Genomic DNA, 21986 nt, shown 5'->3' on the forward strand with positions numbered 1-21986 from the left:
CGGCTGTGCCACCGGACGCGATCGCTGTTGACGCTATTGGGTGAGTCGGGGCCGTCGCTTATTTGCTGGTGCCCGGCACCCACACCGTACCGATCGACAAGGTCGTCAGCTTTTTCTTGCGGCCATACCAGAGGTTGACCACGCCGCGCGAGACGAACACGGAGGAGAACATCGAGGTCAGAATACCCAGGCAATGCACAACAGCGAAGCCGCGCACAGGACCGCTGCCGAAGGCCAGCAGCGCCAGGCCGACGATCAGGGTCGTCACGTTCGAGTCGAGAATCGTGGCCCAGGCGCGGTCGAAGCCGGCGGCGATCGCCGCTTGCGGCGTATTGCCGGCGCGCAGCTCTTCACGGATACGTTCATTGATCAGCACGTTGGCGTCAATCGCCATACCCAGCGCCAGCGCGATAGCGGCGATACCTGGCAAGGTCAACGTCACCTGGATCATCGACAGCAAGCCGACCAGCAACAGCAGGTTGGTGGCCAGTGCCAGCACGCTGAAGGCGCCGAACAGCATGTAGTAGGCGATCATGAAGACGGCGATGGCGATGAAGCCGTACAAGGTCGAGTGGAAGCCCTTGGCGATGTTTTCCGCGCCCAGTTGCGGTCCGATCGTGCGTTCTTCGATGACGGTCATCGGTGCCGACAGGGCGCCCGAGCGCAGCAGCAGCGCCAGTTCGTTCGCGTTTTCCGCGCCGCCCATGCCGGTGATCTGAAAGCGCGAACCGAGTTCCTGCTGGATGGTGGCAACCGACAGCACTTCCGGCTTGCCCTTTTCAAACAGCACGATGGCCATGCGCTTGCCCACGCGTTCGCGCGTCGCTTCGCGCATCTTGCGGCCGCCGTCGCCGTTCAGGTCGATCGATACGGCCGCTTGCTGGTTCTGGTCAAAGCTGGCCGTGGCGCTGGAGATATAGTCGCCCGTCAGGATCACGTCTTTCGCCAGCACGACAGGTACGCCCTTGCCGACGGTGAACAGTTCCGAATTGAACGGGATAGCGCTCGACAGTTCGGTGCCAGGCACGATGCTTTCATCGACCAGGCGCACTTCCAGGGTCGCCGTGCGGCCGATGATGGCTTTCGCGCGGGCCACGTCCTGCACGCCAGGCAATTGCACCACGATGCGGTCAGGACCTTGCTGCTGGATCAGTGGCTCGGCCACGCCCAGCTCGTTGACGCGTTTGGACAGGGTGGAGATATTCTGTTTCACGCCTTCATCGATGGTGGCTTTCAGGGCCGCCGGCTTCAGGGTGATGTTCAGTTTCAAATCGCTGCCTTCGCCCGCATCGGCGAACGCCAGTTCCGTCATCTGGTCGGACAGGACATTTTTAGCTTTCACGCGCGTTTCCGCGTCGCGGAAGTTGATTTGCACGCTGTCGCCCACGCGCTCGATGCCGGCGTGGCGGATATTCTTGTCGCGCAACACGCTACGCGCGGCGGACTGGACGCCCTGGACTTTCTTGTTCAGTACGGCTTTCGCATCGACCTGCATCAGGAAGTGCACGCCACCGCGCAAGTCCAGGCCCAGGAACATGGGCAAGGCATGCAATTTTTGCATCCACAATGGGGTATTGGCTTGCAGATTGACCGTCACGATGTACGCAGGATCGCTGGCATCGGTGTTCAGGTCTTTTTCCAGCACCAGTTTCGCCTTGAACTGGGTATCGGGATCGGCGAAACGCACGCGCACGGAGGCGAGGTTGCCGGCGCCATCCATGGTGACACCTTCCGACTTGACGTTCTCTTTCGTCAATATTTGCTCGACTTGCGTCATCAGCTCGCCCGTCACTTTGACGGTCGACTTGCCGCTGGTTACTTGCAGCGCCGGTGATTCACCGAAATAGTTGGGCGCCGTGTAGAGTGCGCCCAGCAATAAGGCGACGACGATGATGATGTATTTCCAGGCAGGATAGCGATTCATATTGATTCAGCGTTCAGTGTTGAGCGTCGGAGGCGTCGCGAGGGGCGGCGGGTAGCCGCCCCATTCAATCATTGCTTTGGCAATGACAGCGAGGAATTACAGCGCCTTCAGGGTGCCTTTAGGCAGCAAGGTGGTGATGGAGCTCTTTTGCACCGTGATTTCGGTGCCAGTCGCCACTTCGATGGTGACGTAAGCGTCCACTACCTTGACAACACGGCCCAGCATGCCGCCGGCGGTGACGACTTCGTCACCCTTGGCCAGCGCGTCCATCATCGCCCGTTGTTCTTTGGCGCGTTTTTGCTGTGGGCGGATCATCAGGAAATACATGACCACGAACATCAATACCAGCGGCAGGAAGCTGGTCAGGTTGCCGCCGAGGCCCAGGGCGTCGGTTGGGGCTTGCGCATAAGCGTTGGAAATGAAAAACACGGTGACTCCAGTTCTAATCAGTTTGAAAAAATAGCGCTGTATTCTAGCATTGGCAATCCGCCAAGCCTCCAATTGCAGGCATGGCAGCTTCAAATGGGGCTAAAAAGGCATTATGCAATGCTTTATCGCCCCAGTCCAAGCACCAATACACAAAACTTCCGACCATGCTGCGGCCAGGGTGCCAGATAAGGTTTTCTTAAGTTCCGCGTGCGCGTTCCGCGTGGAATTGCAGGGTAAACGCGTGGAAACGGTCTTCGTCCAGCGCTTCGCGCATCTGGCGCATCAGGTCCAGGTAGTAATGCAGGTTGTGGATGGTATTCAAACGCGCACCGAGGATTTCCTTGGAACGGTGCAAATGGTGCAGGTAGGCGCGCGAGAAATTGCGGCAGGCGTAGCAGCTGCAGGTCTCGTCCAGCGGCGCCTGGTCTTCCTTGTACTTGGCGTTCTTGATCTTGATGTCGCCAAAACGGGTGAACAGCCAGCCATTGCGGGCGTTACGCGTCGGCATGACGCAGTCGAACATGTCGATGCCGTTCGACACACCGGCCACCAGATCTTCCGGCGTGCCCACGCCCATCAGGTAATGGGGCTTGTTGGCCGGCAGGCGCGGGCCCACGTGGGCCAGCATGCGCATCATGTCTTCCTTCGGCTCGCCGACGGACAGGCCGCCGATGGCGATGCCGGGGAAATCGATCTCTTCCAGCTTGGCCAAGGACTCGTCGCGCAGCATTTCGAACATGCCGCCCTGCACGATGCCGAACAGCGCATTCGGGTTTTCGCCGCGGTGGAACTCATCCTTCGAGCGCTGCGCCCAGCGCAAGGACATGCGCATGGACTTGGCCGCTTCCTCGATGGTGGCCGGACGGCCCTGAATTTCGTACGGCGTGCATTCGTCGAACTGCATGACAATGTCGGAATTCAAGACGCGCTGCACCTGCATCGATACTTCCGGCGACAGGAACAATTTATCGCCGTTGATGGGCGAATTGAAATGCACGCCCTCTTCCGTGATCTTGCGCATGGCGCCCAGCGAAAACACCTGAAAACCACCCGAATCCGTCAGGATCGGCTTGTTCCAGCCCATGAAACCATGCAAGCCGCCGAATTTCTCCATGACGGTGTTACCTGGACGCAACCACAGGTGAAACGTGTTACCCAGAATGATCTGCGCGTCGATCTCCTTGAGTTCCAGCGGCGACATGGCTTTCACGGAGCCGTAAGTGCCCACTGGCATGAAGATCGGCGTCTGCACGACGCCATGGTTGAGTTTCAAGGTGCCGCGGCGTGCCTTGGTCAGGCCGCTCGTGTCGGTCTTGAGTAATGTAAATTCCAGCATGTCAGTCTTTCACGGGGGTATCAAGGTTCAGCGCAGCGCGCGATTGCGTGGTGAGCAGCATCGCATCGCCATAGCTGAAGAAACGGTAATTCTGCGCAATCGCATGCGCGTAGGCGCTGCGGATCGGCGCATAGCCGGCAAAGGCCGACACCAGCATCAGCAGGGTCGACTTCGGCAAATGGAAGTTGGTGATCAAACGCGTCACCGTTTTAAACGCATAGCCGGGCGTGATGAACAGGGCCGTATCGGCGCTGCCCGCCACCAGCTGGCCGCTTTGCGAGGCAGACTCCAGCGCGCGCAGGCTCGTCGTGCCGACGGCGACCACGTCGCGTCCGGCAAGTTGGGCGGCACGCACGGCGTCGACGGTTTCCTGCGGCATGGTGTACCACTCGGTATGCATCTTGTGTTCGGCCAGCACCTCGGTACGCACGGGCTGGAAGGTGCCCGCGCCCACGTGCAGGGTCACATAGGCAAAATTGACGCCCTTGGCCTTCAATTGATCGAGCAGGGCCTGGTCGAAATGCAGGCCGGCCGTCGGTGCGGCGACAGCGCCAGGCACCTTGTTGAACACGGTCTGGTAGCGCGTCTCGTCGAATGCATCCGCATCGTGTTCGATGTACGGCGGCAACGGCAGCCGGCCATGCGCCTCGATCAGCTCGAACACGTCGGCCTCGAAGTGCAAGGTAAAGAATTCGCCGGCGCGCTGGCCGACCGTCACATCAAAGGCGTCGGCCAGGCGGATGCGGCAGCCGGGTGGCGGCGACTTCGACGCACGCACCTGGGCCAGCACGGTGCGATCATCGAGCACACGCTCGACCAGTGCCTCGATCTTGCCGCCGCTTTCCTTGACGCCAAAGAAGCGCGCTTTCAGCACGCGCGTGTCGTTCATCACCAGCAGGTCGCCCGCCTGCAACAGCCCGACGATGTCGGCGAACTGGCGGTCGACCAGGGTCTCGCCGTCCAGATGCAACAGGCGCGAGGCGCTGCGCTCGGCCAACGGAGTTTGCGCAATGTTTTCTTGCGGCAAATTAAAATCGAAATCGGAAAGCGAATACATGCGTTTTGCTTCAAAAGTACGTCAAAAATGATTAGGAGTGCGCAATGGAACATCTGGCACTATACTGTGCGCCTATACAGGCATTACAATAATCCGCCGCAACAATTTACGACTGCGGTACGCACAGGGTGTGCCGGACAACCCTCTATTTTACGCTAGCGGCACAAAAATCTCCGATATGTCCGAACCCAAGCCCGATCTTCCACCCGCAGCCAAGCCGGCCACCAAGCCGAAAGCCGTCAAAAAAGTGGTCAGCACGGAAAGCCGGCTGGCCAAACTGGGCTTGCGCACGGACATGGACCTGGTGCTGCACCTGCCGATGCGCTACGAGGACGAAACCAAGGTCTACACGATACGCGACGCCTGCCTGCGCGGCGGCGAGTCGTGGCAAGTCGAGGGTGTCGTCACCAAATGCGAAGTCAATTTCAAGCCGCGCAAGCAGCTGCTGGTGACGATCGCCGACGAAACGGGCAATTTGCTGCTGCGCTTCATGAATTTCTACGGTAGCCAGGTCAAGCAGCTGGCCGAAGGCACGCGGGTACGCGCGCGCGCCGAACTCAAACACGGCTTTTTCGGCGCCGAGATGGTGCATCCGACGTATAAAGTGGTCAACGAGGGAGCGCCCCTGCCCACGGCGCTCACGCCCGTGTATCCGTCCGGCGAAGGCCTGTCGCAGCACGTGCTGCGGCGCGAAATCGCCGACGCCATGCGCCGCATCGACTGGCAGGACACCTTGCCGGACCAGCTGCTGCGCGAGATGCAGCTGTCACCATTCCGCGCCGCCGTGCACCTGCTGCACTACCCGCCGCAGGACATCGATGAAAGCGCGCTGATGGACCGCTCGCACCCGGCCTGGGTGCGCATGAAGTTCGATGAGCTGCTGGCGCAGCAGCTGTCGCTGAAACGCGCCCAGCGCGCGCGCCGCTCGAAGGGCGCCGCGTCCTTGCCCATCGTCGGCACTTTATCGAACGCCTTCGGCGCCGCCCTGCCCTTCAAGCTGACGGGCGCACAGGCGCGCGTGCTCGAGGAAATCCGCGCCGACCTGCGCCAGCCGTATCCAATGCAGCGCCTGCTGCAGGGCGACGTCGGCAGCGGCAAGACGGTGGTGGCGGCGTTATCGGCCACGCAAGCGATCGACAGCGGCTACCAGGCCGCGCTGATGGCGCCCACGGAGATCCTCGCCGAGCAGCACTTCCGCAAGATCGCCGCCTGGATGGAGCCGCTGGGCGTCAAGGTGGCGTGGCTGACGGGCAGCCTGAAGAAAAAGGAAAAGACGGCCGCGCTGGCCCTGATCGAATCGGGCGAAGCGCAGCTGGTGATCGGCACGCATGCGCTGATCCAGGATAACGTGCTGTTTGCCAAACTGGGCCTGGTCATCGTCGACGAGCAGCACCGCTTCGGCGTGGGCCAGCGCCTGACCCTGCGCAACAAGGGCGACAGCGCGGCCGTGCCGCACCAGCTGATGATGTCGGCCACGCCGATCCCGCGCACCTTGGCCATGACCTATTACGCCGACCTGGAAGTGTCGGTGATCGACGAGCTGCCGCCAGGGCGCAGCCCCATCGTCACGCGCGCCATCGACCAGAACCGGCGCGACGAAGTCATCGCCCGCGTGTATGCGGCCGCACTGGAAGGCCGGCAGGTGTACTGGGTCTGCCCGCTGATCGAGGAATCGGAAGCGCTGCAGCTGCAGACGGCCACCGACACCTACATGATGCTGGCCGAAGCCCTGCCCGCGCTGCAGGTGGGCCTCGTGCACGGCCGTTTGAAACCGGCCGAAAAGCAGGAAGTGATGGACGCCTTCATCGCCGGCCATATCCACGTGCTCGTGGCCACCACCGTCATCGAGGTGGGCGTCGACGTACCGAACGCCTCGCTGATGGTGATCGAGCACGCCGAGCGCTTCGGCTTGTCGCAGCTGCACCAGCTGCGCGGGCGCGTGGGCCGCGGCTCGGCGGCCAGCGTCTGCCTGCTGCTGTATCAGGGCCCCTTGGGCGGCGTGGCGCGCCAGCGCTTGATGACCATGCGCGAAACGACGGACGGTTTTGAAATCGCGCGCCGCGACCTGGAAATCCGCGGGCCCGGGGAGTTTCTTGGCGCACGCCAGTCCGGCCAGGCCATGCTGCGCTTCGCCGACCTGGAAACGGATCAATGGCTGGTCGACCAGGCCCGCGACGTGGCACACGACCTGCTGCACGCCACCACGGCCGCCGCCGCAGCCACCGTGGAAGCGCACTTGGCGCGCTGGCTGGGTGGGAAAGAGGAATTTTTGAAGGTGTAGGTCTTGCATTGCATGTCGGATTACGCGCTTTGCGCTAATCCGACAACATTGTTAGCGCTCCTCACTCCCGCCCAACACCCGCCACATCCACACCATCCCCGCCCCAATCCGAGGCACACCATCCCTGCTTTACATACCGGTGAAAACTGGAATACGGCCAATCGATGACTTTGCTCACAAGGTCATGCTTGACGGGGTTGTAATGGATGTAATCGACGTGGTTTGCGAAGTCGCGCTCATCGCGCAAGACATGCTCCCAATACCGCTGCTGCCAGACATTTTCAAGATCGCAGCGCTTGCTGAACCACGTCTTGATCAAGCGCCAGCGCGTCATGAAATCGGCATCGGCTTCAGGCAGGGTCCAGATGCAGTGCAGGTGATCGGGCAGGATGACGATAGCATCAATAGCGAACGACCGTTGATGCCGCACGGCGCTGAATGCGTCACGCAGCAAGTCCACGGCTGTTGCCGAAGAAAAAACGGGGCGGCGATGGGCAGTCACCACCGTGAAGAAAAAGCTGCCGCCTGGCTGGGATGCGCGCCGGTACCGCATGGTTTCAAGGTGTTGTCGGATTACGGCCTTGCGGCCTAATCCGACCTACGCAAATTTGCAAATGGTAGGTCGGGTAGGTCGGATTAGCGTAGCGTAATCCGACTTCCAGCGTAATCCGGTCTTTCATAAACCGCCTTGCGCCCGCGCAGCCTACATGCACATCCAGAAGCGGTTCGCCAGGTCCAGCATGAAGTCGGGCCGCAGGTAGGCGAGGAAGACGATGGCCAGCAGCGCAGCGCCAGCCAGGCGCCACAGCCATGTGCGCCAGTTGGCCATTACGCGGCCACCGCCACGCGCTTGACGGCGCGTTCGTCGATGGGCAGGTTGATCAGCGCGGCCAGCAAGCCCAGGCCGATGGTGATCATCCACACGATGTGGTAACTGCCCTGGTGCTCGTACAGATAGCCGCCCAGCCACGCGCCGAGGAAACTGCCCACTTGGTGCGAGAAGAACACCATCCCCGCCAGCATCGACAGATGCTTCACACCGAAGATGCCGGCGATGATGCCGTTCGTCAGCGGTACGGTCGACAGCCACAGCACGCCCATGCCGGCGGCGAACAGGTACACGGACCATGCCGACAATGGCGCCAGCAGGAACGCGGTGATGACCACGGCGCGCGTCACGTAGATGGCCGACAGCAGGTAGCGCTTGGCGATCTTGCCGCCGAGTTTGCCCGCATAGTAGGAGCCGACGATGTTGAACAGGCCGATCAGGGCCAGCGCCGTGACGGCGACGTTCGGGTTCATCAGACCCTGGTCCTTCAGGTAGGCCGGCAAGTGCACGCCGATGAAGACCAGCTGGAAACCGCAGACAAAATACCCGGCCAACAGCAGCCAGAACGAGCGGCTGGCGATGGCTTCGCTGAAGGCGGCGCCCACGCTTTGCTGCGGGCCGCTCGCGTGCGAGACGGGCGGCTCGCGCAGGTAGAAGGCCATCGGGATCATGGCCAGCAGCACCAGCGCTGCCAGCACATAAAAGGCGTTTTGCCAGCCCACGGCGGAGATCAGCTGCTGCTCCACGGGCATCATGAGGAACTGGCCGAACGAGCCGGCAGCCGACGAAATGCCGAAGGCCCATGAGCGCTGTTCGGGCGGCGCGCTGCGGCCGATGATGCCGCTGATGGCGCCAAAGGCGGTGCAGGCCAGCGCCAGGCCGATGAAGATGCCGGAACCGACGATGAACAGGGTGGGCTGCGTCACGAGCGCCATCCACACGAGGCCCGCCATGTAGCTGATGGCGCCGACGATGACGACGCGCATGGTGCCGAAACGGTCGGCCGCCATGCCGGCGAACGGGCCGAAGATACCCCACATCAGGTTTTGCATGGCCAGCGCCAGCGAATACGTTTCGCGCGTCCAGCCATTCGCTTGCGAAATCGGCTGCATCCAGAAGCCCAGGCCGTGGCGCACGCCCATCGCCAGGGTCAGGACGACGCCACTGGCGATGAGGACAGTTTTCAGGCTGGGACGGGATGAGTGCAATGTCATGGGGTTCCTGTTCACGCCTGGTCGGCTTGGTAGACGAGGCCGATCTGGCCGCGCATGGTGTCAAGGTTGCGCATCAGCGCCACGCTGTCGGCGTGCGGCATGAGGGGGCTTTCCAGCAGGCCGGCGCGGATGCAGCGCATGGCTTCGATGGCTTCATGCGCATAGCCATTGCCCAGATGGGGCGCGGCGACGACGCGGCGTTCGCCATCTATCGTTTCGACAATCAGGTGATCGGGTTTGTAAAAGCGGCTGGGCAAGCGGATGCGTCCCAGGCTGCCGGAAATGGTCATTTCCGTCGGCGTTTGCGCGCGCAGGCTGCAGGCGCAGGACGAGGTGCCGCCGCCCGCATGCAGCAGCGAGAACACGACCTGCTCGTCGACGCCGGTAGCGCCCATCTCGGCCAGCGCCTGCACCTGCGATACGGGGCCGAGGAAGAAGGCCGCCATCGACAGCGGATAGATGCCCACGTCGAGCAATGCGCCGCCGCCCAGCTCCGGATTGAACATGCGATGCTCGGGCGGGAAATTGGCGACAAAGCCGATATCGGCCTGCACCTGCCGCAGCACGCCGATCTCGCCGCTGGCGATAATGCGTTGCGCTTCCTGCACGGCGGGCAGGAAACGGCTCCACATGGCTTCCATCAAAAACAGTTTTTTCTCGCGCGCCATGTCGACCATGGCCTGCGCTTCGCGTGCATTCATGGTGAACGGTTTTTCGCAGACGACGTGCTTGCCGGCGGCCAGGCACAGCAAGGCATTTTCCGCGTGCAGGGTGTGCGGTGTGGCGATGTAGATCACGTCCACGCCGGGATCCATGGCCAGCGCCTGGTAGGAACCGTGGCAGCGTTCGATGCCGAATTCGGCACCAAAGGCCTGCGCACCGGCGCTGCTGCGCGAGGCGACCGCGACCAGTTGCGCGCCGGGCGCATCGCGCAAGCCATTGGCCATCGCGCGGGCGATCTTGCCGGTGCCGAGGATGCCCCAGCGGACGGTATTTTCCATGCTATTGATCTCTTTCTGCGCCAGCCACCTTGCGCTTCGGGCGGAACACCGCCGCGTCATTGTAAAAATCGTCGTCCTGGTCTTCACACCAGCCAGGCAAGCCAAGCACGGGCAGCGGCGTGAAGTCCGCCGTGGTCAGACCTTGCTGCGCCAGGTCTTGCGTCACCCGTTCGTCGAGCCAGGCGCGGCGTGCCGCATCGTCGAGCGCAAAGTAGGCGTCGCCGGCAAAGATCACGCGCGTATGCGCCGTGATGGCCTTGCGCGGCGCCACCAGTTTTTCCATCAGCGCGTGGCCGAACAGCCAGACATCGGCATCGCCGCCCGCGCCAAATTTCTCGCGCTGCGCAATGAACGCGCTGCGCCAGTCGTGCCCGCGCAAGGCCGCGTCCAGCGCGCGCCCCGCGTCGCTGTCGCGCAGCACCAGCAAGGCGGAATTTTCGTCAAAAATCGTCGCGCCATCGCGCGCGGGACCACGCGATTTGCCCACGCCCGACAGCGCGATCTGCGCGGCCTGCAGCGCATTCAATTGACGCTTGATGCGGGGGAAGGTCAGCCACACGAGCGCGTTGAAAAAATCGTGCAGATTGTCGCGCGTGGGCACGCCGCCCGTCGCGCCGATGAACTCCTCGTAGGCCACGCCTTCGGGCAGGTCCGCTTGCGGCACGAAGGCCAGCGGCAGGCCCGATGGATTGCGCAAATCCAGCGCCCGCGCCCGTCCATTGAGCGCGGCAATCACCGTGTCGCGCTGCAGGTCCAGCTGCCGTCGCGCCGGCAGCACCGTGGCAAACCAGGGGCGGGTCCAGTCTATCGATGGCAGCATGAACGCTTAGACCATTTTCCAGTTGATCTGCTCGCCCGCGTTGAGCGGAATCACGTGGCTGTCGCCCAGCGGCAGCGAGGCCGGCAAGGTCCAGCTTTCGCGCTTGAGGGTGATGGTGTCCGTATTGCGCGGCACGCCGTAAAAAGCCGGGCCGTGGAAGCTGGCGAACGCTTCGAGCTTATCGAGCGCGCCGGCCCGTTCGAACGCTTCCGCATACATTTCCATCGCATGCAGGGCCGTGTAGCAACCGGCGCAGCCGCAGGCCATTTCCTTGGCGCCTTGCGCGTGCGGCGCCGAGTCCGTGCCGAGGAAGAAACGCTCGTCGCCGCTGGCGGCCGCCGTCATCAGTGCCAGGCGGTGCTCTTCGCGCTTCAGGATAGGCAGGCAGTAGTAATGGGGACGGATGCCGCCCTTGAAAATCTCGTTGCGGTTGTACAGCAGATGATGCGCCGTGATGGTGGCGGCGATCGGGCCTTCCGCTTCGGCCACGTACTGTGCCGCATCCTTGGTGGTGATGTGTTCGAACACGACGGACAGGGCCGGGAAGGCGCTGCGCAGCGGGCGCATCACGCGCTCGATGAAGACGGCTTCGCGGTCGAAAATATCGATTTCAGGATCCGTCACTTCGCCGTGCACGAGGAAGGGCATGCCCACTTCCTGCATCACTTCGAGCACCTTGTAGCAGTTTTTCAGATCCGTCACGCCCAAGTCGGAATTGGTGGTCGCGCCAGCCGGATACAGTTTCACGGCTTGCACGATGCCGCTGTCCTGCGCGCGGCGGATTTCGTCGGGCGACGTGTTGTTCGTCAGGTACAGCACCATCAGCGGATCGAAGTTCACGCCTTGCGGCACGGCGGCCAGGATGCGCTCGCGGTAGGCGCTGGCATCGGCCGTGGTGGTGACGGGCGGTTTCAGGTTCGGCATGACGATGGCGCGACCGAACTGGCGCGCGCTGTGCGGCAGCACGCTGGCCATGACGGCGCCGTCGCGCAGGTGCAAATGCCAGTCATCCGGACGGGTGATGGTGATGGAGGCTGGGGTGTGATCGAGTGTGGACATGGCGGCTGCTCTCAGGCGGTCATTGCGAATAGCGCCATTTTACCAGCCGCGGGGCGGCCTCGCAGGCTGCGCCGGCTACTGCCCGATGGTTGCCGGACGATCAAACGGCCGGTTCGCACCGGCCGTTTTCAATCTCGGGAGCGTACGGGAATCAGGACTTGGCCGGCGCCGCTTCCTGCTTTGCCACCCAGGCACGCAGTTCCGCCAGCATCCGGTCCAGCGCGGCGCGGTCGTAGACGTGGCCACGGCTGACCACCAGGCGGATCTGGCGCGTGGCGCCGATGTCCTGCAGCGGGTTCGCGTCGAGCACCAGCAGGTCGGCTGCCTTGCCGGCCGCCACGCTGCCGTAGCGGTCCAGCTTGCCTAGGAAGCGGGGGCCGTTGATGACGGCCGACTGCAAGGCTTGCTGCGGCGTCAGACCGTACTGCACATACAGGCCGATTTCATCGTGCAGGGCCTGGCCCGGATAGTCGAAGGAATTCAAGAAGCCCGCATCGGTGCCGGCGATGATGCTCACGCCCTGCTGCTGCAAAATGGGCAGCAGCTTGGCCGATTGTTCGAACTGCGCGTGGCGCTGGACGATGGCTTCCGGGCCATCCTTGGCGGCGCGCTGCACGCGCCAGTCGTAGGTGGCGCGCAAACCCTTGCCGATGTATTGCAGGGCCGTGTCGTGGGTGTGGTCTTCGCGGTCCAGATAAGCCGTCACGCGCGAGCCCCACAGGGTCGGCACGATGGCCGTGCCGCGCGCGGCCAGGTAGCTGAAAGCCTTGCGCGCCGTTGGCTCGTCGTAGCTTTGCACGCTGGCCTGCATGGCTTCCTTGCCCGTCATCGCGCCGGCCGCCACCTTGGCCGTCAGCTCCTGCTCGCGCGGCGTGGTGGCGCGCAGCAAATACGATTGATGCTCGATCGTGCCCAGGCCCGCATCGGCCATCTGCTCCAATGTGAGCTGCACGGGGATATGGCCCGACGTGCGCATGCCCCGTTCGCGCGCCTGGCGCAGCGCTTCCAGGTACAGCTCCGGCTTCAAGGTATTTTCCGTGATCTTCACGAAGTCGACTTGCTGCGCCTGCAGGCCGTCGAGCGCGCGCGTGACTTCCTGCGGCGTGCCCACTTCGATGGTGCCCTTCCACAGCGGCTTGATGCCTTCGAGTTTGGCGCCGGAAGTAAAAATCGTCGGGCCTTCCAGCTGGCCCGCGTTGATCTGCTGGCGCCATGCCAGCACCGTGTCGGGCAAGTCGCCCGAGCAGTCGCGTACCGTGGTAATGCCGTGCGCCAGGTACAAGGGCAGCAGCTGCTTGTTCTCGTCGATCAGCTCGGGGCCGCCGCCGAAATGCACGTGCGTATCCCACAGGCCCGGCATCAGATATTTGCCGGGCAGGCGGATGGTCCGCTTCGGCGCGTAGCTGCGCAGCTGCGCGTCATCGACGACGGCGACGATGCTGTCGCCCTTGAGCAGCACGGTCTTGCCCTTGACCGCCTTACCCGCGGCCACGTCGATCACGGTGGCGCCGCGCAGGGCGATGTCGACGGCGATCTTGTCGGCCGCATGGGCATGGGCGAGCAGGCCCAGCGCCAGCATGGCGCCGGCTAGTTGTTTCATGTCAGGCATTCGTACTCAACTTCAACGTGATGAAAAATTAATGGATGATCTTGGCGAGGAAATCGCGTGCGCGGTCCGAGCGCGTCGTGTTGAAGAAGTCATCCTTGCTGCAATCTTCGATGATCTTGCCCTGGTCCATGAAGACGATGCGGTTGGCCACGCGCTTGGCAAAGCCCATTTCGTGCGTGACGACCATCATCGTCATGCCTTCCTGCGCCAGGCCCACCATCACGTCGAGCACTTCGTTGATCATCTCCGGATCGAGCGCCGATGTCGGCTCGTCGAACAGCATGGCGATCGGGTCCATCGACAGCGCGCGGGCGATCGCCACGCGCTGCTGCTGGCCGCCCGACAGCTGGCCGGGGAATTTATCCTGCTGCGACAGCAGGCCCACGCGGTCCAGGTATTTCAAGCCCTTGGCATTGGCTTCGTCGGCGCTGCGGCCCAGCACCTTGATCTGGCCGATGGTGAGGTTTTCACGGATCGACAGATGCGGGAACAGCTCGAAATTCTGGAACACCATGCCGATGCGCGCGCGCAGCTTCGATAGGTTCGTTTTCGGATCGTTGACGGTGATGCCGTCGACGATGATCTGTCCCTGCTGGATCGGCTCGAGGCCGTTGACGGTCTTGATCAGGGTCGACTTGCCGGAGCCGGACGGGCCGCAAATGACCATCACGTCGCCCTTGGCGACCTCCGTGGTGCAGTCGGTCAGTACCTGGAACTGGCCATACCATTTGCTGACGTTATTGAGTTCAATCATCTTGTTCTTTCTTTTACGGTTAGCGAATGATGGCGACGCGTTTCTGCAGGCGTTTTACCAGGAACGACAAGGCATAGCACAGCACGAAATACACGACGGCGACAAACACGTACATCTCTACCAGGCGGCCGTCGCGCTGGGCGATTTTTGATGCGGCGCCGACGAAATCGGGGATCGACAGCACGTACACGAGCGACACGTCCTGGAACAGCACGATGGTCTGCGTCAGCAGCACGGGAATCATGTTGCGGAACGCTTGCGGCAGCACGATGAAGGCCATGGTCTGCGAGTAGTTCATGCCCAGTGCCTGGCCGGCCCATACCTGGCCGCGCGGGATCGACTGTATGCCGCTGCGCATGATCTCGCAATAGTAGGCCGCCTCGAACATGATGAAGGTGATCAGCGCGGAAGAGAACGCGCCCACTTTCACGGGCTCGTTGGCGCCGATGATCCAGGCGGCGATATACGGCACCAGGAAGTAGAACCAGAAGATCACCAGCACCAGCGGGATCGAGCGTATCAGGTTGACATAGCTCGACGCCACGCCCGAGATGAGGCGGTTGCTGGACAAGCGCATCAGCGCCAGCACGGTACCGAGCACGATGCCGCCGACCATGGACAGCGCCGTCAGTTTCAGGGTGAAGACCATGCCGGTCTGGAACAGGTATACCCACGAGCGGGAGATGACATCGAAGTCGAAATTGCCGAACATATCAATGTCCTCCCGTCTTGGCGCCAGCGACGATGAAGCCCGGGATGGCGACCTTTTTCTCGATCAGGTGCATCAGCACCACCACCAGCAGGTTGACGACGACGTAGATGATGGTGGCAGCCGAAAACGCTTCGAACACCTGGAAGGAAAACTCCTGGATGGCGCGCGCGCTGGCCGTCAACTCGATCAGGCCGATGGTCAGGGCCACGGAACTGTTCTTGATGATGTTCAAAAATTCGCTGGTCAGCGGCGGCATGATGACGCGCGCGGCCATCGGCAGCAAAATGAAGCGGTAGGTTTGCGGCAGGGTCAGGCCCAGCGCCGTGCCGGCCAGTTTCTGCCCGCGCGGCAGCGCCTCGATACCCGTCGTCACCTGCACGGCCACGCGCGAGGAAGTAAAGAACCCCAGGCACAGCACGGCCGTGACGAACGGCGCGTTCGGCAGCGACTTGACCCAGGCACCGAGGTCCGGCGGCAGCAGTTCCGGCATGACGAAATACCAGAGGAACATCTGCACCAGCAGCGGCACGTTGCGGAACAGTTCGACGTAGGCATTGGCCACGCCCACCAGCCATTTGTTTGGCAAGGTGCGGATGGTGCCGATCACCAGGCCCAGGATCAGCGCCATGATCCACGCTGCACCGGCCGTGGCCAGGGTCCAGGTCAGGCCGGACCACAGGGTGTCCATATACGTGCCCACGCCATCGGGAGAAATCTCCCAGAAAATGCGCCAATTCCAGTTGTAATTCATGATCATCCTTCGCATGCAGCCCGAGGACAGCGGCCAGCCGGCCACCCGTCCCGCAAATAAAACGGGAGGCTTGCGCCCCCCGGTTTGTTACGCAATCTTTACTTTTTCCGCTTGTCCGACGTCTTCTGCGCTTCCGGTACGGCCGCATACGCGGCAGGGTCGCCGGAGTCGGTCGGATTGGCAAACACGGCCTTCAATTGCGGCGGCATGGGGAATTTCAGATTGATGTTTTTCGGCGGGATGGGCGAAGTAAACCATTTCGCGTAAATGCGGTTGATGTCGTCGCTCTTGTAAAGGCGGATCAGCGCATCGTCGACCACCTTCTTGAAGGCCGGGTCGCCCTTGCGCAGCATGATGCCGTACGGCTCGACCGACAGCGCTTCCTTGGTGATTTCGTAGTCGTTCGGGTTTTTCGAGTTGGCCACTTGCGACGCCAGCAAAATGTCGTCGTTGGCTTCAGCCACCGCGCGGCCCGTTTCCAGCATCAGGAACGATTCGGGATGATCCTTGCCGACGGCGATATTCATGCCCAGGTTCTTTTCCTTGTTCAGGATGGTCATCTGCTTGATGGTCGACGTGCCGGCCGTGGCGACCAGGGTCTTGCCGCGCAAGTCTTCCAGGGTCTTGATGTTCGAGGATTTTTTCGCCAGCACGCGGTTGCCGATGACGAACATGGTCGGGGCGAATGCCACTTGCTGCTGGCGCTCCAGGTTGTTCGTCGTCGAACCGCATTCGAGGTCGATGGTGCCATTGGCCATCAGCGGGATGCGGTTGGCCGAGGTGACGGGGCTCATCACCACTTTCAGTTCGCTCAGGCCCAGGTGCTTTTGCAGGGCCGTGACGACTTTCATGCACAGGTCGATCGAATAACCCTGGTATTGCTGTTTGTCGTCGAGATAGGAGAAGGGCACGGAGCCGTCGCGCACACCGAGGGTGACGGAACCGGCTTTCTTGATCTTGGCCAAGGTGCCGGTCAATTCCTGAGCCTGGACTGGCGACATGCTGCTGATGACACCGACGCTGAGCAGCGTGGCGAAGATTTTGGTCAATTTCATAAATTCTCCTGGGCGGACAAACCGGATGGACTCCGAACGAAACAACTGTGGTGCAGACGCCACCATTGGAATTAATTTTATTTCATTTTCAGCACCCGACCAGCCATTTTCTGCGATTGCCCGCAAATAGGCGCTATACGCGCGCTGGAATCAGCGCGGCTGTAGCATTTTTCCTACTGATTTCACATTCCCGATTTATTTTGCCGGCGCCAGACCCGCCAACTCGTCCTCTTGCGCCTCATCGTCCATGTTCGCCTGCTGGCGTTGCCACATCTGCGCATACAGGCCGTCGAGCGCCAGCAATTGCGGATGCGTGCCCCGCTCGACGATGCGGCCATGGTCGAGCACGAGGATTTGCTGGGCGTCGGCCACCGTCGACAAACGGTGCGCGATGACCAGGGTGCTGCGGTTCTTGGCGATGTCCTTCAGCTGCGACTGGATCGCCTGTTCGGCCTTGGAGTCGAGCGCCGAAGTGGCTTCGTCGAAGATCAATATCGCCGGGTCTTTCAGCAAGGTGCGGGCAATCGCCACGCGCTGCTTTTCGCCGCCCGACAGTTTCAAGCCCCGCTCGCCCACCATGGAGTTGTAGCCATCTGGCAAGCTTTCAATAAAATCATGGATCGATGCCGCTTTCGCCGCCGCCACGATGGCGTCCTTGCTGGCGCCCGGCTTGCCGTAGGCAATGTTGTATTCGATGGTGTCGTTGAACAAGACCGTATCCTGCGGCACGATGCCGATGGCCGCGCGCAGGGAATCCTGTGTGATGTTGCGCAAGTCCTGGCCATCGATGGTGATGCTGCCGCCATCGACTTCATAGAAGCGGAACAGCAAGCGCGACAGGGTCGACTTGCCCGAGCCGCTGTGGCCCACCACGGCCGTCGTCGTGCCGGCGGGAATCTGGAAATCCACATCGAACAGGATTTGCCGCTTGGCTTCGTAGCTGAAATCCACGTGCGCAAAGCGCACGGCCGCGCCCCGCGTGACGAGCGGCTGGGCGTCCGGCGTATCGGCAATTTCGCGGTTTTCGTTCAGCAAGGAAAACAGGCGTTCCATGTCGGCCAGGCTTTGCTTGATTTCGCGGTAGATGACGCCCAGGAAATTGAGGGGGATATACAGCTGGATCATGAAGGCGTTCACCAGCACCAGGTCGCCCAGGGTCATCGTGCCGGCAATCACGCACACCGTGGCGCGCCACAAAATCAAGGTGACAGCCGTGGCGATGATCAGGGACTGGCCCGTGTTCAGCAGGGACAACGAGGTCTGCGATTTCACGGCCGCCGATTCATAGCGCTGCAAGCCTTCGTCGTAGCGCTTCGCTTCGTAATCCTCGTTGCCGAAATATTTCACGGTTTCATAGTTGATCAGCGAATCGATGGCCTTGGTATTCGCTTTGGAATCGAGGTCGTTCATGGTGCGGCGGAAATGCGTGCGCCAGTTCGTCACCAGTACGGTAAATGCGATGTAGGACACGAGCGCCACCGCCGTGATGACGGTGAACCAGATATCGTAATGCAAGACCAGGTAGCCGAGCACGAGGGTGATTTCCACCAGGGTCGGCAAGATGTTGAACAGGGTGTAGGAAATGAGCGAGCCGACGCTGCGCGTGCCCCGTTCGATGTCGCGCGTCATGCCGCCCGTCTGGCGGTTCAGGTGAAAGCGCAGGGACAGCGCATGCAGGTGGCGGAACACTTGCAGCGCGATGGTGCGCACGGCCCGCTGCGTGACCCGGGCGAACAGGAATTCGCGCAATTCCGTAAACAAGGTGGTCGACAGGCGCAGCAAGCCGTAGGCCACCAGCAAGCCGACGGGCAGCACCAGCAGCGCTTGCGGATGGGCCGCCGTGATCGTCATGGCGTCGACGAGTTTTTTCAGGATGAGGGGCACGCCCACGTTGGCCAGCTTGGCGCCCACCAGGCATAGCAGCGCCAGCAGCACCCGCCATTTGTAGACCCAGAGATACGGCAGCAAGGTCTTGATGGTGGCGAAATCGCTGTGGCTGGCGGAAGCGGGCGAGCGGGGCGGAGGGGAAGTCTGGGAACGGCGCATGGCGAAGGTCGGCTTTTTATGGTTCAATCGGGGCAATTGTAGCCTTTCATGAGAATAAAAGATGAGCACCTCCCCAGACCGTCCCGACAACTGCCTCGCCTCCGGCCTGCCCGCCGGAAAAATGCCGGAATTGCGCATGATGCCCGCGCCGTCCGACGCCAATGTGTACGGCGACGTCTTCGGCGGCTGGATCATGGCGCAAGTCGATATCGCCGGTTCCCTGCCGGCCACGCGGCGTGCCAACGGCCGCGTCGCCACTATCGCCGTCAATTCCTTCGTCTTCAAAAACCCCGTCTTCGTCGGCGATCTGCTGTCGTTCTACGCCGACATCGTCAAGGTCGGCAATACCTCGATCACCGTCAATGTCGAGGTATATGCCGAGCGCAACCGCCTGCAGGCATGCATCGTGAAAGTCACGGAAGCAACCCTGATCTACGTGGCGACGGACTCCGACCGCAAGCCGCGCAAGGTGCCGCCGATCGAGACCTTGCTGTCACCTTGATTGTCGCAATCATTCCACACCATGGATAGCCAGCGCCGCATTTTCCTGCAAAGCGCTGCGCGCATCACGGCACTGGCCGCGGCCGGCAGCGTGCTGTCCGGTTCCAGCGCGAGTGCCGCCACGCGCATGAATGGCGCCGGCTATCCGTTTGCGCTCGGTGTCGCTTCCGGTTCGCCCTTGCCCGACGCCGTCGTACTGTGGACGCGCATCTGCCACGACCCGCTGCACGCAGCCGCCACGCCCGCCATCGCCCTGAACGTGCGCTGGGAAGTGGCCGAAGACGAGGCGTTTCGCCGCATCGCCGCCAAGGGCCAGGCCACGGCCATGCCCGCCCTCGCGCACAGCGTGCACGTCGACGCCGGCGGTCTCGCGCCCGGGCGCTGGTACTGGTACCGGTTTATCTTTGGCGACGCCGTCAGTCCCGTGGGCCGCACGCGCACGGCGCCCGCGTCCGGCGCCATGCCTTCCTCGCTGAAACTGGCCGTCGCCTCGTGCCAGCACTGGGAATTCGGCGCCTATGCGGCGCACCGGCACATCGCGGCAGCCGCGCCCGACCTGGTGGCCTTCCTCGGCGACTACATTTATGAATGGGGACCGTACCAGCTGCAGCATCCGGGCCGGGCCGTGCGCACGCATGAAAGCTTTACGCTGGACGACTACCGCGCCCGCTACGCGCAATACAAGAGCGACCGCGACTTGCAGGGCGCGCACCTGGCCGCGCCGTGGATCGTCACCTGGGACGACCATGAAGTGGCCAATGATTACGGCAATGACCGCGACGAGTTGCTCACGCCCACCTTTTTGCAGCGCCGCGCGGCCGCCTACCAAGCGTTTTATGAACACATGCCGCTACGCCTGCTGCCGCTGGGCCGGCGGGGCTTTGTCGACATGCGCATCTACCAGCGCTACGACTGGGGCCGTCTGGCGCGCTTCCACATGCTGGACGACCGGCAATACCGCGCCTATCACGCGTGCGCCAGGCCGGGCCGCGGCGGCTCCAATTCCGTCACCACGCGCAACTGCCCCGACCTGCGCAAACCGCAGCGCACGATGCTGGGCGAGGAGCAGCAACGCTGGCTGCAAGCCGGCCTCGATGATTCGCCAGCGCGCTGGAATATTCTGGCCCAGCAAACCCTGATGGCGCAATCGAGCCAGGTGCCCATCGTGCGGCCCGGCGACGAACGCGTCTGGACCGATGGCTGGGATGGCTACCCGATGGCGCGCCAGCACCTGCTCGACGCCTTACAAAGCAGCAAGGCCAGCAATCCGCTGGTGCTGTCGGGCGACGTGCACACCTTTTATGCCACGGAACTGAGCCGCAACGCCATGCGGCCCACCGGCAAGAACAATCCCGTGCTGGCCACCGAGTTTTGCGGTACATCGATTACCTCGAGTTCCCGCCCGCAGGCGCGCACGGAACAGTACGTGGCGATGAACCCGCACATCCGCTACGGGCGCAGCGACAAGCGCGGCTATATGTTGATGGAGATCACGCCGGAGAAAACCACGACCCTGTTCCAGGGCCTGGAGAATGTGCGCGACAGCGCGTCAAGCATCGCGACACTGGCCCGCTTTACCGTCCAGGACGGCAAGGCGGGCGTGCAGCGCAGCTAGCAACTACTTTTCAAGCCATCGCGGTAGCGCCGGCTGACGGGCACCTCGCCGCCCGTGGACAGCATGGCGCGCGCATCGCCCGATTCCAGTGGTGTGATTGCCCGCACGAAATCGAGGTTGACGATATAGCTGCGGTGCACGCGCACGAATCGCTTGCCGTCCAGGCGGCGCTCGATGGCGGCCATGGTCGAGCGCAGCGGGTAATCGTGCCCGCGCACATGCAAATTCACATAATTGCCCCAGGCTTGTATCCATTCGATGTCGCCGGCGGGCAGCAAAAAATCCTTGCCCAGCTTGCGCACGAGGAAGCGCTCCGGCTGCTGCACAGGTTCCACGGCCGGTCCTTCATCAGGTTCACCGAGGAGGGTCGCCTCGCCTTGCCAGCGCATCAGCAGCAACTGGTAAAAGCCTACGGCAAGCAAGACGAGGAAGTAAGCACGCACATCTTTCAGGTATTCATACGGCAACTCGCGCCACCAATTACCGAAATCGTAATCACTGCCGGCACTCCAGTACGCCAGCTTGCGCAAGGCCACCATGGCCGCCACATGCACGAGGCTGTAGACAACCGACGCCGCCAGATGCCAGCGCAGGTTCTGGCGCTGGAATACCAGGTGCAGGGGCCGGTACTGTCCCGCCAGCACGACCACAGGCACCAGCGCCAGCAGCACGAGATTGCTGCTCCATTCCCACACAGCCACTTCCCAGAACGGCGTATTGACCCCGGTGCGCCGCAGGTCCAGCCACACGAGCCAGCTGTTGACGCTGGCCTGCAACACGGTCAGCACGATCCAGAATCCCGGCTCGGCCACACGGCGCCAGCGTTGATAACGTTGCAACAAGTCAGTGGAAGCGATGTGCATGGTTTCGGACGATGAATGAGTTACATGATTGTAAGGTCCCACACCCGTCCCAGGCGATCCATTCGTCCCAGCCAACCGTCCACTGGTCCCATTTCGCTGGCTGGCAGCCCCGCCGCTGCCTATGCTGGGG

Annotated in this window: 20 protein-coding genes; 3 read left to right on the forward strand and 17 right to left on the reverse strand. The window is 62.4% G+C overall.

The annotated features are described in order from the left end of the window. Nucleotides 1-58 precede the first annotated feature (58 nt). The 4 genes from secD to queA all read right to left on the reverse strand — a co-directional run bounded on the left by secD (nucleotide 59) and on the right by queA (nucleotide 4746). On the reverse strand, nucleotides 59-1924 hold the full coding sequence (gene secD / locus MRBLMS1_RS29700) for a protein translocase subunit SecD (protein ID WP_034745508.1): 1866 nt from the start codon (nucleotides 1922-1924) through the stop codon (nucleotides 59-61). Between the two features lie 96 nt (nucleotides 1925-2020). Next, nucleotides 2021-2353 (reverse strand): preprotein translocase subunit YajC, encoded by a 333-nt coding sequence (yajC, locus tag MRBLMS1_RS29705; protein WP_034745505.1) that lies wholly within the window; start codon nucleotides 2351-2353, stop codon nucleotides 2021-2023. Nucleotides 2354-2549: 196 nt separating this feature from the next. Next, entirely contained in the window at nucleotides 2550-3689 is a 1140-nt protein-coding gene (gene tgt / locus MRBLMS1_RS29710; protein ID WP_230518263.1) for a tRNA guanosine(34) transglycosylase Tgt, read from the reverse strand. Between the two features lies 1 nt (nucleotide 3690). Beyond that, nucleotides 3691-4746, reverse strand: a complete 1056-nt coding sequence (gene queA / locus MRBLMS1_RS29715) for a tRNA preQ1(34) S-adenosylmethionine ribosyltransferase-isomerase QueA (protein WP_485884010.1) — start codon at nucleotides 4744-4746, stop codon at nucleotides 3691-3693. Between the two features lie 178 nt (nucleotides 4747-4924). Between queA and recG the strand changes: the two genes are divergently transcribed. Further along, entirely contained in the window at nucleotides 4925-7027 is a 2103-nt protein-coding gene (recG, locus tag MRBLMS1_RS29720) for an ATP-dependent DNA helicase RecG (RefSeq protein WP_485884012.1), read from the forward strand. 61 nt (nucleotides 7028-7088) lie between these two features. Here recG and MRBLMS1_RS29725 read toward each other — a convergent pair whose 3' ends face one another. The 12 genes from MRBLMS1_RS29725 to MRBLMS1_RS29780 form a co-directional block, all read right to left on the reverse strand. Beyond that, nucleotides 7089-7580: an REP-associated tyrosine transposase gene (locus MRBLMS1_RS29725; protein WP_485884014.1), complete on the reverse strand. Its 492-nt coding sequence runs from the start codon at nucleotides 7578-7580 to the stop codon at nucleotides 7089-7091. Between the two features lie 150 nt (nucleotides 7581-7730). Beyond that, the gene (locus MRBLMS1_RS29730) at nucleotides 7731-7856 is read right to left on the reverse strand and encodes a hypothetical protein (RefSeq protein ID WP_268991989.1); all 126 of its coding nucleotides are present in this window, start codon (nucleotides 7854-7856) and stop codon (nucleotides 7731-7733) included. Beyond that, nucleotides 7856-9070 carry an MFS transporter gene (locus MRBLMS1_RS29735; RefSeq protein ID WP_485884016.1) on the reverse strand — a complete coding sequence of 405 codons (1215 nt, stop codon included), beginning with the start codon at nucleotides 9068-9070 and terminating at the stop codon, nucleotides 7856-7858. Before MRBLMS1_RS29735 ends, MRBLMS1_RS29730 begins: the two co-directional genes overlap by 1 nt. An 11-nt stretch (nucleotides 9071-9081) precedes the next feature. Then, complete coding sequence (locus MRBLMS1_RS29740; protein WP_485884018.1) at nucleotides 9082-10071, reverse strand: Gfo/Idh/MocA family protein; 990 nt, start codon at nucleotides 10069-10071, stop codon at nucleotides 9082-9084. A 1-nt stretch (nucleotide 10072) separates the two neighbouring features. After that, complete coding sequence (locus MRBLMS1_RS29745) at nucleotides 10073-10891, reverse strand: DUF3025 domain-containing protein (protein ID WP_485884020.1); 819 nt, start codon at nucleotides 10889-10891, stop codon at nucleotides 10073-10075. 6 nt (nucleotides 10892-10897) lie between these two features. After that, nucleotides 10898-11950 carry a dihydroorotase gene (gene pyrC, locus MRBLMS1_RS29750; protein ID WP_034745484.1) on the reverse strand — a complete coding sequence of 351 codons (1053 nt, stop codon included), beginning with the start codon at nucleotides 11948-11950 and terminating at the stop codon, nucleotides 10898-10900. Between the two features lie 151 nt (nucleotides 11951-12101). After that, nucleotides 12102-13550 (reverse strand): amidohydrolase family protein, encoded by a 1449-nt coding sequence (locus MRBLMS1_RS29755; protein ID WP_485884023.1) that lies wholly within the window; start codon nucleotides 13548-13550, stop codon nucleotides 12102-12104. Nucleotides 13551-13587: 37 nt separating this feature from the next. Continuing rightward, the gene (locus tag MRBLMS1_RS29760) at nucleotides 13588-14313 is read right to left on the reverse strand and encodes an amino acid ABC transporter ATP-binding protein (RefSeq protein WP_456147948.1); all 726 of its coding nucleotides are present in this window, start codon (nucleotides 14311-14313) and stop codon (nucleotides 13588-13590) included. 19 nt (nucleotides 14314-14332) lie between these two features. Continuing rightward, entirely contained in the window at nucleotides 14333-15025 is a 693-nt protein-coding gene (locus tag MRBLMS1_RS29765) for an amino acid ABC transporter permease (RefSeq protein WP_128141639.1), read from the reverse strand. Nucleotide 15026: 1 nt separating this feature from the next. After that, nucleotides 15027-15776: an amino acid ABC transporter permease gene (locus MRBLMS1_RS29770; RefSeq protein ID WP_070303009.1), complete on the reverse strand. Its 750-nt coding sequence runs from the start codon at nucleotides 15774-15776 to the stop codon at nucleotides 15027-15029. A 98-nt stretch (nucleotides 15777-15874) separates the two neighbouring features. Continuing rightward, nucleotides 15875-16831 carry an amino acid ABC transporter substrate-binding protein gene (locus MRBLMS1_RS29775; protein WP_166446591.1) on the reverse strand — a complete coding sequence of 319 codons (957 nt, stop codon included), beginning with the start codon at nucleotides 16829-16831 and terminating at the stop codon, nucleotides 15875-15877. A gap of 195 nt (nucleotides 16832-17026) precedes the next feature. Further along, nucleotides 17027-18877: an ABCB family ABC transporter ATP-binding protein/permease gene (locus MRBLMS1_RS29780; RefSeq protein WP_485884027.1), complete on the reverse strand. Its 1851-nt coding sequence runs from the start codon at nucleotides 18875-18877 to the stop codon at nucleotides 17027-17029. Between the two features lie 61 nt (nucleotides 18878-18938). On the opposite strand from MRBLMS1_RS29780, the gene MRBLMS1_RS29785 reads away from it, so the two are divergent. Both MRBLMS1_RS29785 and MRBLMS1_RS29790 read left to right on the forward strand, forming a co-directional pair. Then, entirely contained in the window at nucleotides 18939-19379 is a 441-nt protein-coding gene (locus tag MRBLMS1_RS29785) for an acyl-CoA thioesterase (RefSeq protein ID WP_052139932.1), read from the forward strand. 21 nt (nucleotides 19380-19400) lie between these two features. Next, nucleotides 19401-20993, forward strand: coding sequence for an alkaline phosphatase D family protein (locus MRBLMS1_RS29790; RefSeq protein WP_485884030.1), 1593 nt, complete (start codon nucleotides 19401-19403; stop codon nucleotides 20991-20993). Here MRBLMS1_RS29790 and MRBLMS1_RS29795 read toward each other — a convergent pair. Continuing rightward, on the reverse strand, nucleotides 20990-21856 hold the full coding sequence (locus MRBLMS1_RS29795) for a LytTR family DNA-binding domain-containing protein (protein WP_485884032.1): 867 nt from the start codon (nucleotides 21854-21856) through the stop codon (nucleotides 20990-20992). The genes MRBLMS1_RS29790 and MRBLMS1_RS29795 overlap by 4 nt on opposite strands. Nucleotides 21857-21986 lie beyond the last annotated feature (130 nt).

Source organism: Massilia sp. LMS1-1-1.1 (genome assembly GCF_040815535.1).
GTDB classification, from domain to species: domain Bacteria; phylum Pseudomonadota; class Gammaproteobacteria; order Burkholderiales; family Burkholderiaceae_D; genus Janthinobacterium; species Janthinobacterium aestuarii.

What these genes read in the sequence shown, in the direction of transcription:
- secD (WP_034745508.1), bottom strand. Translation starts at nt 1,924, where the DNA reads ATGAATCGCTATCCTGCCTGGAAATACATCATCATCGTCGTCGCCTTA.
- tgt (WP_230518263.1), bottom strand. Translation starts at nt 3,689, where the DNA reads ATGCTGGAATTTACATTACTCAAGACCGACACGAGCGGCCTGACCAAG.
- queA (WP_485884010.1), bottom strand. Translation starts at nt 4,746, where the DNA reads ATGTATTCGCTTTCCGATTTCGATTTTAATTTGCCGCAAGAAAACATT.
- recG (WP_485884012.1), top strand. Translation starts at nt 4,925, where the DNA reads ATGTCCGAACCCAAGCCCGATCTTCCACCCGCAGCCAAGCCGGCCACC.
- MRBLMS1_RS29725 (WP_485884014.1), bottom strand. Translation starts at nt 7,580, where the DNA reads ATGCGGTACCGGCGCGCATCCCAGCCAGGCGGCAGCTTTTTCTTCACG.
- MRBLMS1_RS29730 (WP_268991989.1), bottom strand. Translation starts at nt 7,856, where the DNA reads ATGGCCAACTGGCGCACATGGCTGTGGCGCCTGGCTGGCGCTGCGCTG.
- MRBLMS1_RS29735 (WP_485884016.1), bottom strand. Translation starts at nt 9,070, where the DNA reads ATGACATTGCACTCATCCCGTCCCAGCCTGAAAACTGTCCTCATCGCC.
- MRBLMS1_RS29740 (WP_485884018.1), bottom strand. Translation starts at nt 10,071, where the DNA reads ATGGAAAATACCGTCCGCTGGGGCATCCTCGGCACCGGCAAGATCGCC.
- MRBLMS1_RS29745 (WP_485884020.1), bottom strand. Translation starts at nt 10,891, where the DNA reads ATGCTGCCATCGATAGACTGGACCCGCCCCTGGTTTGCCACGGTGCTG.
- pyrC (WP_034745484.1), bottom strand. Translation starts at nt 11,950, where the DNA reads ATGTCCACACTCGATCACACCCCAGCCTCCATCACCATCACCCGTCCG.
- MRBLMS1_RS29755 (WP_485884023.1), bottom strand. Translation starts at nt 13,550, where the DNA reads ATGAAACAACTAGCCGGCGCCATGCTGGCGCTGGGCCTGCTCGCCCAT.
- MRBLMS1_RS29760 (WP_456147948.1), bottom strand. Translation starts at nt 14,313, where the DNA reads ATGATTGAACTCAATAACGTCAGCAAATGGTATGGCCAGTTCCAGGTA.
- MRBLMS1_RS29765 (WP_128141639.1), bottom strand. Translation starts at nt 15,025, where the DNA reads ATGTTCGGCAATTTCGACTTCGATGTCATCTCCCGCTCGTGGGTATAC.
- MRBLMS1_RS29770 (WP_070303009.1), bottom strand. Translation starts at nt 15,776, where the DNA reads ATGAATTACAACTGGAATTGGCGCATTTTCTGGGAGATTTCTCCCGAT.
- MRBLMS1_RS29775 (WP_166446591.1), bottom strand. Translation starts at nt 16,831, where the DNA reads ATGAAATTGACCAAAATCTTCGCCACGCTGCTCAGCGTCGGTGTCATC.
- MRBLMS1_RS29780 (WP_485884027.1), bottom strand. Translation starts at nt 18,877, where the DNA reads ATGCGCCGTTCCCAGACTTCCCCTCCGCCCCGCTCGCCCGCTTCCGCC.
- MRBLMS1_RS29785 (WP_052139932.1), top strand. Translation starts at nt 18,939, where the DNA reads ATGAGCACCTCCCCAGACCGTCCCGACAACTGCCTCGCCTCCGGCCTG.
- MRBLMS1_RS29790 (WP_485884030.1), top strand. Translation starts at nt 19,401, where the DNA reads ATGGATAGCCAGCGCCGCATTTTCCTGCAAAGCGCTGCGCGCATCACG.
- MRBLMS1_RS29795 (WP_485884032.1), bottom strand. Translation starts at nt 21,856, where the DNA reads ATGCACATCGCTTCCACTGACTTGTTGCAACGTTATCAACGCTGGCGC.